Raw genomic sequence first — 14,043 nt, forward strand, 5'->3', positions numbered from 1 at the left:
GCCCCGCCGTTCCGCCTCTTACTGGGCCTGCATGCCCGCCGGGTGGTCCGTGGCCGTGCTCGCGAGCGTGGACAGGGGTGTGGCGAACAGCACGCGGCCGGACTGGGCCCACACCTCGCCGGTCTCCGCCCAGTAGGAGAGGGACTCCGTGCGGGTGCTCCAGCAGTGGTGCGACCCGGCGGTGCCGCACTCCGCGGCCCGCGCCCCGTCCTTCTCGGCGGCGGTCTGCCGCCACAGCGTCCCGTGCCGCTCGCCGGCCCCGGCCGCCCGGCTGACGTACCAGGCGCCGCCGTACGACAGCACGCCCCGCACACCGGTGAGCTTCGTCTCGTACGCCTCCGACACCCGCGCGCGTCCGTCGGCGCCGTCGGCGAGCAGGCCCGTGTGGCCGGCGGCCGTGTTGAACGGATAGCGCCACAGCCGGGCGACCCGGTCGCCGCCGTCGAGGGTCCACTCGCCGGCGACCAGCGTGTCCGGGGCGGTGCTGCGGTCGAGGGAGATCGTCGTGGGCCGCGGGGCGTCCGTGCCGTCGAGCCGGTAGGAGCCGACGGCCGGCAGGACGAACCGGTAGCCGTGCGCCGACCAGCCGCCGTCGGTGCGGCCGACCGCCTCGCCGATGACGTCGGCGCGCTGGACACGGTTCATGTCGTACACGTACAGCGCGGCCCTGTCCCCGTCGTCGGCGGTGACCAGCAGCTTGTCCTGGTACCAGACCATCCCGGAGACATGGGAGACCAGCCCCCGGTAGTCCCGGCCGCCGTCCACCGGCACGGCCAGCAGCACCCAGGTGTACGAGAGCCGGCCGAGGTCGTTGGCGTCGACGAACGCGACCCGGGCCAGGCCCTGGTCGTCCGGGGTGCCGCCGGTGTCCGACCAGGCGGAGAGCACGACCCGGTTGCTGCCCCAGACGCCGTCGTCGTCCGCGTCGCCCGAGGTGGTGACCGCGCCCGGCTCCCAGCCCTCGGTGTCGCCGCCGTTCCAGCAGTACGCCCGGGTGGCCGCGGGGGAGACCGGGAGGTCCGCGCGTTCGGCCGTGGAACAGTCGTCCGCGTCGCGCAGCGCGCCGTCCGCGTGGGCGAGCACGGTGCCCACCCCGACCGGCTCGCCCATCGCGCCCGCCAGCCGGTTCAGATCGGCCTGCGGCACCATGTCCCGCGTCAGCCCCGGCAGGGCGGTCTCCGCGCTCGCGGCCAGCGGCTTCAGGGCTCCGGGGCCGTCGTCGGTGACCGTGGCCTGGGAGGCGCTGATCATGGTGGCGGCGGCGGTGAGGGCGAGAGCGGTCCCGGCCAGGAACGCCCGTGCCGCTCTGCCCCGCCTATGTCGGCGATGTCGGCCGCGATGTCTCATTCGTCCTCCCGAGGCGGGCCAACTGCGCCTGATGATCCGTACGTTGACCGAGGAGCAGGTGGGGTGACCCGTAGAGGGATGCTACGGCAGAGGGGGGCCGTCCCGGACGAAGACCTCGCAAATATGCGGAAGATGCCACCGGGTGCAGCATTCCGGCTACAGTGCGGAACCCGTTTGCCACAGCGCGTGTGCCGGACGGGCGTCAACGGCGCACTCCTGGCATCCGGTGCCATCCGACGCACCGTCACGCGGTGCCCGGGCCGGACCGGTCCCGCAGGACCGCGGGCGCCGTCGAGTGCGGCAACAGCCCCGCCCGGTCGGCCGGCCGGAGCACCTCGACCTCCGCCTCCTCGCAGAAACGATACGGCCGGTGTTCCAGGAAACCCCCCAGATACCGCCGTACCCGCGACATCTCGGCCCGCACCGTCACCGTCCGCGCCGGATCGCCGAACATGTCCTCCGCCAGCCCCGACGCACTGCGCCCACCCCGGTGCACCGCCAGCAGATACAGCAACTCCGCGTGCCGCGGGCTGAGTTCGTGCGACCAGGTGCCCGCACCGCCCGACACCGTCACCGACCAGCGCCGCGCCCGGCTCACATCCAGCACGATCCGGGTCGCGTCCCCCGGCACCCGCCCGCCCGCCTCGTCCACCGACCGCACCAACCAGCCCCCGGCCAGCGGCTCCAGCGTGCACAGCCCCAGCGCCGGCAGCCACCGCCGCCCCGCCGACGGCGACTTCGGCAGCGCGATCCGCCCCGTGTACGGCATCCCGCTCACCGCCGCCGTCCAGCCGTCCCCGTCCACCACCGCCGCCCGGCCGCCCAACCGGGCCAGCACCGGCGCCGCCACCGCCCGCAGCCGCTCCAGCGACCCCACGTGCGCCTCCCGCAGCCGCGCCTCCGCGAGCTTGGCCACCGACTCCACCCACGCCAGCGTCGCCGGATGCATCGTCTCCAGCGGCCCGCTGACATCGACCACCCCGAGCAGCCGCCCGTTGCGCGGATCGCAGATCGGCGCCCCCGCACACGTCCAGCTCCCGTGCGACCGTACGAAATGCTCACCGGCGAACACCTGCACCGGCCGCCGCACCACCGCCGGAGTGCCCACCCCGTTGGTGCCGACCACCCCCTCGCCCCAGTCCGCGCCCGGCTCCAGCCCCAGCCCGTCCGCCCGGCGCAGCACCGGCGCACAGCCCTCCCGCCACAGCACCCGGCCCGCCTCGTCGGCGACCACCATGATGTGCTGCGCCACGTCCGCCACCGACAACAGCCCCTCGCGCAGCACCGGGAGCACCTCCCGCAGCGGCGACTCCTCCCGCAGCCGCCGCACTTCGTCCGCGCCCAGCGTGCCCGGCGGGAAACCGTGCTCCGGATCCACCCCGCCGCGCAGCATCCGCTCCCAGGACTGCTCGATCACCGGACGCGGCGCCACCCGCGCCCGCCGGCCGGCCAGCCGCGCGTCCCGCACCTCGTTGAGCACCCGCGCCGCCCGCGCGGCGTCGACGGCCGCGAGCCGGGACACGTTCATCGGCGAGTGGGCCACAGGAGCCTCCCGGGGGACACGGAGCGATTTCGACCGACAGTCACCGACCGGCCGTTTCCGGCCGACGGTCTCCGACCGACTGTTTCCAGTCGTACCGGAGGCCCCCATCTTGCCGCCCACCCCGGCCGGAGGGGTGCACTCCGGTCACAACCGCCCACATGTTGCAACCCCTTGCAACCCTGGTGAACATCCACACCGTGTCCGAAACTTGAGGCACGCCGCCCAGAGCGGCGATTCTGGCCTCGCAGGGCCAAAGCCGCGGGGGTGGTGCCGTGTCGGCGCAGCACCACCCCCGCACCTGTCCGCCCAGCTCAGACCCCGGGCGCGGCCCGCTCCACCAGGGCCGCCAGCGGAAGAGTGTGCGGCAGCGTCCCGAACGCCGCACCCCCGTCCCCGCCGAGCCGCGACGCACAGAACGCGTCCGCCACCTCCGGCGGCGCGAACTGCACCAGCAGCGCCCCCTGGAGCACCAGCGCGAACCGCTCCGCCAGCCGCCGCGCCCGCGCCTCCACCCCGTGCAGATCGGCCAACTCCGTCAGCAGCCCCTTGATCGCCCCGTCCAGCCGGTGATCCGCCCGGCGCGCCCGCCCCACCTCCCGCAGATACGCGTCCAGCGCCCCCGGCTCCCGCTGCAACGCCCGCAGCACATCGAGCGCCTGCACATTGCCCGCGCCCTCCCACACCGAGTTCAGCGGCGACTCCCGCACCAGCCGCGGCAGCCCCGACTCCTCCACGTACCCGTTGCCGCCCAGACACTCCGCCGCCTCCACCACCAGCGGCGCACAGCGCTTGGTCACCCAGTACTTCGCCGCAGGCACCGCGATCCGCAGGAACGCCCGCTCCTGCTCGCCCCCGTCGTCACAGGCCGCCGCCAGCCGCAGCCCCAGCGTCGTCGCCGCCTCCGACTCCACCGCCAGATCCGCCAGCACGTTGCGCATCAGCGGCTTGTCGAGAAGCCGCCCCCCGAACGCCTCACGGTAGGTGCAGTGATGCACCGCCTGCGCCACCGCCTGCCGCATCAGCCCCGCCGACCCCAGCACACAGTCCACCCGGGTCGCCGCCACCATGTCGATGATCGTGCGCACCCCCCGCCCCTCCTCCCCGACCCGGCGCGCCCACGTCCCGTCGAACTCCACCTCCGCCGACGCGTTCGACCGGTTGCCCAGCTTGTCCTTCAGCCGCTGGAGCCGGAACACGTTGCGGCCCCCGTCCTCCAGCGCCCGCGGCACCAGGAAGCACGTCAGACCCTCCGGAGCCTGCGCCAGCACCAGGAAACCGTCCGACATCGGCGCCGAACAGAACCACTTGTGCCCCGTCAGCGCATACGTCCCCGCCTCCGCCAGCGGCACCGCCCGCGTCGTGTTCGCCCGGACGTCGCTGCCGCCCTGCTTCTCCGTCATCCCCATCCCGAACAGCGCCCCCGCCTTCAGCCGCGCGGGCCGCAGACCACGGTCGTAGACCTGGGACGTCAGCAGGGGCTCCCACACGGCGGCCAGCTCCGGATCCGTCCGCAGCGCCGGCACCGCCGCGTGCGTCATCGACAGCGGACAGCAGGTGCCCGCCTCCACCTGCGTCCACACCACGAACGCCGCCGCCCGCCGCACATGCCCGCCCGGCCGCGTCCACGCCGCCGTCAACCCGGCGCCCACCCCCTTGCCCAGCAGCCGGTGCCACGCCGGATGGAAGTCGACCTCGTCCACCCGGTGCCCGAACCGGTCGTGCGTGCGCAGCCTCGGCGGATGCGTGTCCGCCTGCACCGCCCACTCCCGCAGCTGCTCCGACCCTGCGGCCCGCCCCAGCCCGGACAGCTCGCCGTGCGCCTCCTCCACCAGCGCGGGATCCAGATGCCGCGCCACGGCCGACACCAGGGCCCGGTCGGCGCCGTAGACGTCGTACCCGCTCAGTTCGGGGGGCTGATTGGTCACGGTGTGCGTGCTGCCTGCCATACCGCGAACCTACCCCCGGGTACGCCCCCGACGCCGACCCGGACCCGCGCGCCGCGCCCCGACCAGGCGATGTGGCCTTGCCGGAGGTGAGTGCAGACCCGAACGGCGGATACCTTTAGGGCGTGCAGCCAGCAAGTCAGACACCCGAGCAACCCGGAGGCCCCACGGGACGCCTCCACCGGGCGCGTGCCCTCTACCGGAACGTCTCCAAGCGCCGGACCGCCTGGCTGCTGTTGAAGGACACCGTCAACTCCTGCATCGAGTACCGCATCCTCGGCCTCGCCGCCGAGGCCGCGTTCTTCACCCTGCTGTCCGTGCCGCCCCTGCTGCTCAGCCTCATCGGCCTGCTCGGCTACGTCGACGACTGGACCGGCACCGACTCCATCAGCAGCCTGGAGAGCAACCTCCTCGAAGCGTCCCGCACGGTCCTCTCCGACAAGGGCGTCGCCCAGATCGCCCAGCCGATCCTCGACGACGTCATGAAGGGCGGCCGCCCCGACGTCATCTCCATAGGCTTCCTGTTCGCCCTGTGGTCCGGCTCCCGCGCCGTCAACGTCTTCATCGACACCATCACCGTCATGTACGGCCTCGACGGCGTCCGCGGGATCGTCAAGACCCGGCTGGTGGCGTTCCTGCTGTTCCTCGCCGCCCTGCTGATCGGCTCCGTCGCCCTGCCCCTCATGGTGGCCGGACCCGACGCCGTCGTCCGGATCGTGCCCTGGTCGACCACCCTCGTCCAGATCCTGTACTGGCCCGTGGTGATCGTCCTGTCCGTGGCCTTCCTGACCACGCTCTACCACGTGTCCGTGCCCGTGCGCTCCCCGTGGATCGAGGACGTCCCCGGCGCACTCGTCGCCCTCGCCATGTGGGTCCTCGGCAGCTTCCTGCTGCGCATCTACCTCACCCACACCATCGAGGGCGCCTCCATCTACGGCTCCCTCGCCGCCGCGGTCGCCGTCATGCTCTGGATCGGCGTGTCCGCCTTCGCCGTGCTGGTCGGCGCCGCCGTCAACGCCGCCATCGACCGGGTCTGGCCCGCCGCCGCGACCGCCGCCGCCCGCGCCACCAACGAACGCATCCGCGAGGAGGAGGCCGCCGAGTACGTCGCCCGCATGGCCGCCGCCCGCACCCACGACGACGACCCCGACGACCCCGACATGCCCTCCGAGTTCCCCGAACGCTGGTCCCGCTTCCTGCCCCCCGACGACGTCACCGCCCGGCTGCGCACCCACGCCAAGACCTCCCCGAAGCCGAACGGCACGACGGGCACCCACGGGGAGGAGCCGGGGGAGAACGGGAAGTGAGCGCGGGGGTCCGGTGACGCCCCGCGGTCGTGCGTGACCCCGGGTGACCCACGGCAGGGGCGGCGTAGCCTGGCCCACGTGTACCAGGAACGGCCCTCCCGGCTGGCCGGCGCGGTGGTCTGGACGAACGCTCCCGTGCCCGGAGCCGACGCGCTCCCCGTCCTGCCCGACGGCTGCATGGACCTGCTGTGGAACGACGGCCGCCTGCTGGTCGCCGGCCCCGACACCCGCGCCCACGTCCCCGGCGGACCGCCCACGGCCTGGGCCGGCGTCCGCTTCTACCCCGGCACCGCGCCCGCCCTGCTCGGCGTACCGGCCCACACGCTGCGCGACCGCCGCGTGGACCTGGCCGACCTGTGGCCCGCGGCCCGCGTACGGCGTCTGACCGCCCGCGTCGCCGCCGCCCCCGACCCCGCCACGGCCCTGGAGGACCTGGCCCTGGAGCGGGCCGCGCCGCCCGACCCCGCACTGCGCCGGCTCGTCACCGCGCTCGCCGAGGGCCGCTCCGTCGCCGCCACCGCCGACGCGCTCGGCCTCGGCGCCCGGCGGCTGCACCGCCGCTCCCTCGACGCCTTCGGCTACGGCCCCAAGACCCTCGCCCGGATCCTGCGGCTGCGGCGCGCCCTGGACCTCGCCCGCGCCGGAATGCCGTACGCGGACACCGCGGCCCGCGCCGGATACGCCGACCAGGCCCATCTCGCCCGTGACGTAAGGGAGTTCACCGGCACCACGCTGAGCGGTCTCCTGCTGCGGCAGCGCTGAGCGCCCCGGCCGCCTACCGCTCGGGCAGCGGCGCGAACAGATCGACGCCGTTGCCGTCGGGATCGTGCACGACGGCGTACCGCTGGCCCCAGAACGCGTCCCAGGGCTTCAGCTCACCGTGACAGCCGGCGCCCACCAGCTCCTCGTACACCGCGTCGACCGCGGCCGGTCCGTCGCAGCGCAGCGCGAGCGAGGCCCGGCCGCCCCCGGACGGCGCACGCCAGCCCGGATGGAAGGACCGCACGGTCTCCTCGGTGTCCAGCAGCAGCCGCAGCCCGCCCGGCAGCTCCGCCTCGGTGTGCGGCTCCCGCTCGGCACCGTCGGGGAAGGCGAACCCCAGCCGGCGGTAGAAGGCGACGGAGGCGGCCATGTCGGAGACCACCAGCCCGATGGCATCGAATCGTGTACTCATACGGCCACCGTAGGCGCGGCCGGACGGCCGGTCTTGAAGGAAACGGACAGCCCGAACGGGCCGGCGCCCCGCGTCAGCCGAAACGCACCGGCCCGTTCGGGCTGTCCACCGTGAAGGAGAACGCCGCCGGGCCCTCGCCGACGCACAGGTCCGTGCCGAGGACCGCCAGCAGCGGGCGCAGCTCCTCGGGGTCGGGCGCCGTGGCGGTCAGCTCCCGCAGCGGGGTCACCGGCAGCCCGGACGCCGACGGGTGCGGCGCCGTACCCCAGTCGATGAGGAACGGCACCAGACCCGACGGGTGCGGGCGGCCGCCGTCGGTCAGCCGCCACCGCAGCAGCGTGCCGTCGGGCCGCCGCCGGCTCATCTCCCGTACGTCACCCGGGTCGTAGCCCCGGGCCCGGGCCGCCGCGACCGTCGCGTCCAGGTCCGCCGGGCCGATCGCCCAGGTGAGGACCCGCGCCCGGTCGAGACCGTCCACGCCGAACGGGCGCGGACCCGCCGGTGCCGGCCGCTCCGGGTCGGGGCCGAGGATCTCCAGATACGCGCCACCGCCCAGCCCCACCAGATGGTTGCGGGTGCCGTGCTCCGGATGCACCCCGCCCGGCGCGGGCGCCACTCCCGTGCGCCGGGTGAACTCCGCGACCGTCGCCGCCAGTTCGGGGGTCGCGAGGACGATGTGGTCGAGACGTGCAGGAATGGTGTTCATCCCGGCCGAGCCTACGCGCCCGGCCGCCGAGAACGCCCGCGCCCGTGGAACGCCCCCGCGGGCGGCGCACCCGTGGAACGCGGCGACCCGCCCCCCGGAGCACGACGGCACCCCCGGCCACCACGACGGAAAGTTTCGCTCGACGATCTCTCTGGGACACCGCCGCCCACGGTCATAGGCTCGGTGTCATGAACGCCCGCCTGCTCGTGTACACCCGCACCACCGCCTACCGCCACGACTCCATCCCGGACGCCGTCACCGCCGTACGGGCCCTGGACGGCTTCACCGCCGACCACAGCGAGGACCCGGCGGCCCTGGAGGCCCCGCTGGACGGGTACGCGGCCGTGGTCTTCCTCTCCACCAGCGGCGAGGTCCTCACCCCCGCCGGACGCGAACGCCTCACCGCGTACGTCGGCGCGGGGGGCGGCTTCGTCGGTGTGCACGCGGCGGCCTGCACCGAGTACGACTGGCCGTACTACGGCGAACTCCTCGGCGCCCGCTTCGCCCGCCACCCCGCCCACCAGCCCGGCAAGGCCGTCGTCGAGGACCACGACCACCCCGCCACCCGGCACCTGCCCACCGTCTGGGACTTCACCGACGAGTGGTACGACTTCCGCACCAACCCCCGCGGCCGGGTCCGCGTCCTCGCCGGCGCCGACGAGTCCTCGTACGAGGGCGGCGGGATGGGCGCCGACCACCCCCTGGTCTGGTGCCGCGAGGAAGGCGCGGGCCGGGTCTTCTACACCGCCCTCGGCCATGCCTCCGAGGCCTACCGCGACCCCGACTTCCTGGCCCATCTGCGGGGCGGGATCGCCTGGGCGGCCCGGGTGGGCCGCGACGCCCAGTGACGTTTCTGCGGTGAACCGCCTCCGCCATCGGGGTGAGTGACCCCCGCGCCGGGAACGGTCCGCCCCGGCCCGCCGGAGATCCTCCTGTCCGGTGGGCAGGAACGGTCAGGAGGAGCCGGACGTTGACTTACGGGACCAAGCTGCGGGAGCGGATCGCCGCACCGGGGACCACCCCGCTGATCGGCGTGTACGACATGTACTCGGCGTCGATCGCCGCGCAGCACTACGACGGGATGTTCGTCTCCGGGTTCGGCTTCGCCGCCTCCTACTACGGACTGCCCGACATCGGCTTCATCGCCTGGCCCGACATGATGGCGTTCGTCCAGCGGCTGCGCGGCGCGTTCCCCGGCCATCATCTGCTGGTCGACATCGACGACGGCTATGTCGACCCCGAGGTCGCCTGCCATGTGGTGGAGGGACTCGAAAGGATCGGCGCCTCCGGGGTCGTCCTGGAGGACCAGAAACGGCCCCGCCGCTGCGGCCACGCCGACGGCAAACAGGTGCTGCCCCTGGAGGAGTACCTCGCCAAGCTGGAGATGGTCCTCGCCACCCGCCGTGACCTGCTCGTCGTGGCCCGCACGGACGCCACCGACGAGCACGACATCCTGCACCGCGCGGAGACCCTCGCCGCCACCGACGCGGACGTGGTCCTCGTCGACGGCGTCCGCAGCGTCGACCGGATCCGCCGCATCCGGGCCGTCACCGGCGGCAAGCCGCTGCTGTTCAACCAGATCGCGGGCGGCAAGTCCCCCCGTCTCTCCCTCGGCGAACTCGCCGCCCTCGGCGTGGACGTCGCCATCTACAGCACCCCCTGCCTGTTCGCCGCCCACGAGGCGATGCACGCCGCGCTCGCCGACCTCCGCCGCGCGGACGGCCGGCTGCCCGAGACGAGGAGCGACCCCGACGGCGTCGGCGTCGGCACGGCGACCCGCCTGCTGGAACGCAACATCGCCCGCAGCCGCACCCCACAGACGCCCACGCCCACGGCCGTCGAGCACGCCCACGCCCACGGCCACTCCGGGCCGGAGTGACGGGACACGGCGGCCGGCCGAGTCGGAGGTCTGAGCGGGGCGCTCCATGGTGGGAACGGCTGCTCCGGCCGGTGGTGCCATGACCCGAGGACCTCGCCGCCGACCTCGATCCCCCTCGGGGAGCGGGCCGGTGTCCGCCTGGTCCCCGAACCGGCGGCGGAGGGCGCGCTGTTGCGGGCCGGCGAGGCGGCCGAGGTGGAGTGGGCCCTGCGGGTGATCGTCACCGGCCGGCCCGACCCCTCCCGCGCCCGACACCGCGCCGGACACCTCTCTCAGTGCGGCGGCGGAGCCGTGCTCGCCCGTTCCACCAGCCGCGTCGACAACTCCGTCCGGGTGCCCTCCGGGCGCTCGCCGTCCATCATCCGTACCAGCAGCCGCAGCGCCGTCGCCGCCATCTCCGCCAGCGGCTGACGGACGGTGGTCAGGGCGGGGGTCGTCCAGCGGGACTCCGGCAGATCGTCGAACCCGACCACACTGATGTCGTACGGGATCCTCAACCCCCGTTCCAGCACGGCCTGGTAGACCCCGAGGGCCATCGCGTCGGAGCACACGAAGACCGCCGTCGGCGGCTCGGGCAGATCGAGGAGCTCCCGCATCCGGCGGTGCGCGGTGGACTCGTCGAAACCGCCGTTGCGCACATACTCGGCGCGCTGCGTCAGCCCCGCCGCCGCCAGCGCCGAACGGTACCCCGCGACCCGCGCGCTGCTGCACATCTTCCGGCGCGGCCCGGCGATCACGGCGATCCGCTCATGACCGAGTGCCAGCAGATGCTCGGTCGCCGTCACCCCGCCCTGCCAGTTCGCCGCGCCCACCGACACCACGTCCGACGGCGGCTCCACCGCCGGATCGATCAGCACGAACGGCGTACGGTGCTGTGCCAGCCACGCGTACTGGGAGTCCGTCAACTCGGCCAGATTGAACAGCACTCCGGCCGAACCGCGCACGGTCAGCTTGTCCAGCCAGCCCCGCTGCGGGCGGCCGGCCCGGGTCCGGGACAGCGCCGCCGAGACCACCACGTCCAGCCCCGCGTCGTGCGCGGCCTCCTCCACCCCGTGCAGCACCGCCCCCGACCAGGAACTCTCCAGCGAGTGCACGACCAGATCGACCAGCCGGGGCGGCTTCGAGGCGTCGAAGCGCGGTCTGCGCACATAGCCGAGCCGGTCCAGCGCCTCCGTGACCCGGCGTCTGGTCTCGGGTGCGACGTCCTCCCGCCCGTTGACCACCTTGGACGCGGTGGGTACGGACACCCCCGCCTCGCGGGCCACGACCGCCAGCGTCGGTCCGGCCGTCGCGCTCGCACTCGCCGTGCGCACCATGGGGAACCACCTCTCCGGCCCGCCCGAGGGCCAGCGAAAGCTCGACCAGCGCCCTTTCGGAGCCGATCCGAACAGGCGGCTCGCAGAAAGCGCTTGCTATCCTAGGCGCGGGGCGGCGAGAGGTGAAGACGCCGGAGGGCGCGGGGTCCTGGGGCCGCAACTTTCGAAAGCTGGAGACGCGCGCGGAGTCAGTCGGCCTCCGTGCACGTCAGCCGGAAGTCACGGAAGTCCGCCGTGAACGCCGCGTCGACGAGATCCCTTACGTGCACACCGGCCGGCGTGCCCGTGAAGCGCAGCCGGCCGCCGTGGTCGTCGGACAGCCGGGCGCAGTCCAGCGGCGGTCCGACCGGCGTGCGCACCGCGTCCCGCCCCTCCCACCCGTCCTGCTCCTCCCGCCCCTCCCGCCCGTCCTGTGCTTCCCGTGCGTACCAGAAACGCGCCTCCGCGCCTTCCACGGTCACCCCCAGCATGACCGGCGTGCTCACGTCGACATCTACGACCGCGACCTGCCGTGTCCCCGTCTCGTCCCGTTCCACGAGGCTCAGCACGGTCCGGCCCCCGCCCTGCCACTGCTGGCCGCGCTGCGGCTCGCCGGGCGTGCACTGCGAGGTGACCAGGTTGATGTTGGCACTCTGGTTGGTGCCCGCGGGTGTCTTGGCTGCCTCGCCCGGGTACGTCGGCCACGGCTACAGCGCCCACTGGCCGAAGGACTTGGTGAAGCTGTTCACCTGGTGCCCGGAGGTTGCCCCGGCCCTCAGGCCGGGGAGGAATCCGGCTTCCTGCGTAGCGGGGCAGGGGTAGAAGAGTCGCCGTCAGGGCGATTCGTCGTCCGCCTCAATGGCGTTGAGGGCGACCTCGATGAGGTGCAGGATCTCGGAGTTGATGGACCGCCGGTCCGCAGCGGCCTGCGCGGTCAGTCGGGCATGGAGGTCTTCGGGGATGCGCAACGCGAAACGAATCATGATGCTACGGTAGCCGCATGATGACATCATGCGCAGCAGAGGAGACCGGGCACGCCCGGTGGACCTACCGACTGCGTGTGTCGTCCACCGCCCGCACCGCCCTGGAAGCCGAGTGGGGCCGGTGCCGGTGGGTGTGGAACGAGTGCGTTGCCAAGTCCAAGTCCACGTACGCCTGGAACCGGCACCGGCCCGAGGGCGAGGACAAGAGGACGTGCGGTCCCGCGCAGCTCGACAAAATGCTGACGGAGGCCCGCACCCGTACTCCGTGGCTGCGGGCGGGCTCGTCGGTTCCGCAGCAGCAGATCATCCGCGACTTCGGCAAGTCCCGTGCGAAGGCGCACAAGGACATGGGGACCGTCTGCCCCAGCCGCAGCGGGCCGGGATGCCCAGGTGGAAGAAGAAGCGTGAGGCCGACCCGAGCCTGAACTACACGAAGAGCGGCTTCCGGCTGAAGGACGGCCTCCTGCACCTGGCGGGCAACATCGTGCTGACGGTCGTGTGGTCGCGGGACCTACCCGCCGAACCCTCCTCGGTGCGGGTGTACCGGGACAGCGTCGGCCACTGGTACGCCTCGTTCGTCGTCCCTGCCGAGATCCAGCCGTTGCCCGGGACGGGCGCGGTGATCGGTGTCGACTGGGGCGTGAAGGAGACCGCCACCACCACCTCGGACGCCCACGACCTCCCGCACGCCGAGCACGGCAAGAAAGCCCAGGCGAAGCTGTCGCGGTACGACCGGATGATGGCCCGCCGCAGACCCGCCAAGGGGCAGCCCGGCTCGAAGGGCTACCGCGAGGCCAAGAAGCTGCGCGCGAAGGCGTACAAGAAGGCTGCCCGGCAACGTGAGGACACCGGCCTCAAGTGGGCCAAGAAGGTCGTCCGCGAGCATGACGCGATCGCGGTGGAGGACTTCCGCCCGAAGTTCCTCGCCAAGTCCTCGATGGCCCGCAAGGCAGCCGACGCTGCGATCGGCGCCACCAAGAAGGCTCTGACCGAGATGGGCCGTAAGCACGGGCGGGATGTCCGACTCGTGCACCCCGCACACACCACCATGGACTGCGCGCACTGCGGAGCGAGAGCCAAGCATGCACTGCCGCTGTCGGAACGTACCTACACCTGCACCGCGTGCGCAGCCGTCTCGCCGAGAGACAAGAACTCCGCCCGTGTGATGCTCGTCCGGGCTGGTCTCAACCCGGCTGGTGTTGAGGGCGTAAGACCTCCCGGAGCGCTGCTCCAGGAGGCGGCCTGAGCCAGGAATCCCCGTCGTTCACGAGGGGGAGGATTCAACATGCCGCCCATCTGCCAGGTGGAGATCTGCCGGGTGACGGTGTCGGCGTCGTCGTAGTTGCGCTGGAGAGCCGCGTAATCGGCGAAGGATAGCTTCGAGTTGAGGTCGTTCTCGATGATCTGCTGGATCACGTCGGCGGCCTTCAGGCTGCCCGCGTCCTGGAAGTCCACCTTCCACGCGTTGCCGTCGATGGTGTACCAGTGGGCGCCCGCATGCATGGCGAGCACCTCCAGGGTGCTGAGGTCCTCACCAGCGTAGTTCGTGATGTGGATGCCGTGCTTCTTCAGCACCTTGCCCGCGGCGACAAAGTCGCCCCAGGTCGCCGGCGGCTCCAGGCCGTACTTCTTGAAGACGTCGGTGCGGTAGATGGTGAAGGCCGGTGCCGCGCTGGTGGGCACGCCGTAGACCTTGCCCTGCACCTGGGTGCTTTAGGCCGTGGCCTCAGGTCGCCTGACGATCGTCCCTCCGTGAGGGTGCGGCCCCGGACCGGGCCGGGGCCCGCGTCGGCGCCACGCGCGGGCAGGAGGGCCGGCGGCGGGCGGACAGGCCTTGCCTCCCCTGAGCCTGGACGGTGGGCCGAG

Annotated in this window: 11 protein-coding genes and 3 pseudogenes; 5 read left to right on the forward strand and 9 right to left on the reverse strand. The window is 73.2% G+C overall.

Going from position 1 to position 14,043, the window contains the following annotated elements; genetic code table 11:
• Positions 1–18: 18 nt before the first annotated feature.
• The 3 genes from ABZ490_RS27665 to ABZ490_RS27675 all read right to left on the reverse strand — a co-directional run bounded on the left by ABZ490_RS27665 (position 19) and on the right by ABZ490_RS27675 (position 4,836).
• Positions 19–1,347, reverse strand: coding sequence for a hypothetical protein (locus tag ABZ490_RS27665; protein ID WP_358995312.1), 1,329 nt, complete (start codon positions 1,345–1,347; stop codon positions 19–21).
• A 244-nt stretch (positions 1,348–1,591) separates the two neighbouring features.
• On the reverse strand, positions 1,592–2,890 hold the full coding sequence (locus ABZ490_RS27670; protein WP_358995315.1) for a GAF domain-containing protein: 1,299 nt from the start codon (positions 2,888–2,890) through the stop codon (positions 1,592–1,594).
• 311 nt (positions 2,891–3,201) lie between these two features.
• On the reverse strand, positions 3,202–4,836 hold the full coding sequence (locus ABZ490_RS27675; protein ID WP_358995318.1) for an acyl-CoA dehydrogenase family protein: 1,635 nt from the start codon (positions 4,834–4,836) through the stop codon (positions 3,202–3,204).
• Between the two features lie 122 nt (positions 4,837–4,958).
• Here ABZ490_RS27675 and ABZ490_RS27680 point away from each other — a divergent pair, with 122 nt between their 5' ends.
• A complete protein-coding gene (locus tag ABZ490_RS27680) occupies positions 4,959–6,140 on the forward strand; it encodes a YihY/virulence factor BrkB family protein (protein ID WP_358995321.1) in 1,182 nt (393 codons plus the stop codon).
• Between the two features lie 78 nt (positions 6,141–6,218).
• Positions 6,219–6,902, forward strand: coding sequence for a helix-turn-helix domain-containing protein (locus tag ABZ490_RS27685; protein WP_358995324.1), 684 nt, complete (start codon positions 6,219–6,221; stop codon positions 6,900–6,902).
• 13 nt (positions 6,903–6,915) lie between these two features.
• Here ABZ490_RS27685 and ABZ490_RS27690 read toward each other — a convergent pair whose 3' ends face one another.
• Positions 6,916–7,314, reverse strand: a complete 399-nt coding sequence (locus ABZ490_RS27690; protein ID WP_358995327.1) for a VOC family protein — start codon at positions 7,312–7,314, stop codon at positions 6,916–6,918.
• A 73-nt stretch (positions 7,315–7,387) separates the two neighbouring features.
• Positions 7,388–8,020, reverse strand: a complete 633-nt coding sequence (locus ABZ490_RS27695; RefSeq protein WP_358995330.1) for a VOC family protein — start codon at positions 8,018–8,020, stop codon at positions 7,388–7,390.
• 188 nt (positions 8,021–8,208) lie between these two features.
• On the opposite strand from ABZ490_RS27695, the gene ABZ490_RS27700 reads away from it, so the two are divergent.
• Positions 8,209–8,868 (forward strand): ThuA domain-containing protein, encoded by a 660-nt coding sequence (locus ABZ490_RS27700; RefSeq protein ID WP_358995333.1) that lies wholly within the window; start codon positions 8,209–8,211, stop codon positions 8,866–8,868.
• 122 nt (positions 8,869–8,990) lie between these two features.
• Complete coding sequence (locus ABZ490_RS27705; RefSeq protein ID WP_358995336.1) at positions 8,991–9,899, forward strand: isocitrate lyase/PEP mutase family protein; 909 nt, start codon at positions 8,991–8,993, stop codon at positions 9,897–9,899.
• A gap of 272 nt (positions 9,900–10,171) precedes the next feature.
• On the opposite strand, the gene ABZ490_RS27710 is transcribed toward ABZ490_RS27705, so the two are convergent.
• The 3 genes and pseudogenes from ABZ490_RS27710 to ABZ490_RS27720 all read right to left on the reverse strand — a co-directional run bounded on the left by ABZ490_RS27710 (position 10,172) and on the right by ABZ490_RS27720 (position 12,177).
• A complete protein-coding gene (locus ABZ490_RS27710) occupies positions 10,172–11,215 on the reverse strand; it encodes a LacI family DNA-binding transcriptional regulator (protein WP_358995339.1) in 1,044 nt (347 codons plus the stop codon).
• Positions 11,216–11,403: 188 nt separating this feature from the next.
• A pseudogene (locus tag ABZ490_RS27715) lies at positions 11,404–11,844 on the reverse strand (hypothetical protein); the annotation flags it as partial.
• A 183-nt stretch (positions 11,845–12,027) separates the two neighbouring features.
• Positions 12,028–12,177 carry an Arc family DNA-binding protein gene (locus ABZ490_RS27720; protein ID WP_358995342.1) on the reverse strand — a complete coding sequence of 50 codons (150 nt, stop codon included), beginning with the start codon at positions 12,175–12,177 and terminating at the stop codon, positions 12,028–12,030.
• Positions 12,178–12,194: 17 nt separating this feature from the next.
• Between ABZ490_RS27720 and ABZ490_RS27725 the strand changes: the two are divergent.
• Positions 12,195–13,423: pseudogene (locus tag ABZ490_RS27725) on the forward strand (transposase).
• A gap of 35 nt (positions 13,424–13,458) precedes the next feature.
• Here the strand turns inward: ABZ490_RS27725 and ABZ490_RS27730 are convergent.
• Positions 13,459–13,884, reverse strand: a pseudogene (locus tag ABZ490_RS27730) (extracellular solute-binding protein); the annotation flags it as partial.
• Between the last annotated feature and the right edge of the window lie 159 nt (positions 13,885–14,043).

It is taken from the genome of Streptomyces sp. NPDC005811, assembly GCF_040630405.1.
GTDB lineage: Bacteria > Actinomycetota > Actinomycetes > Streptomycetales > Streptomycetaceae > Streptomyces.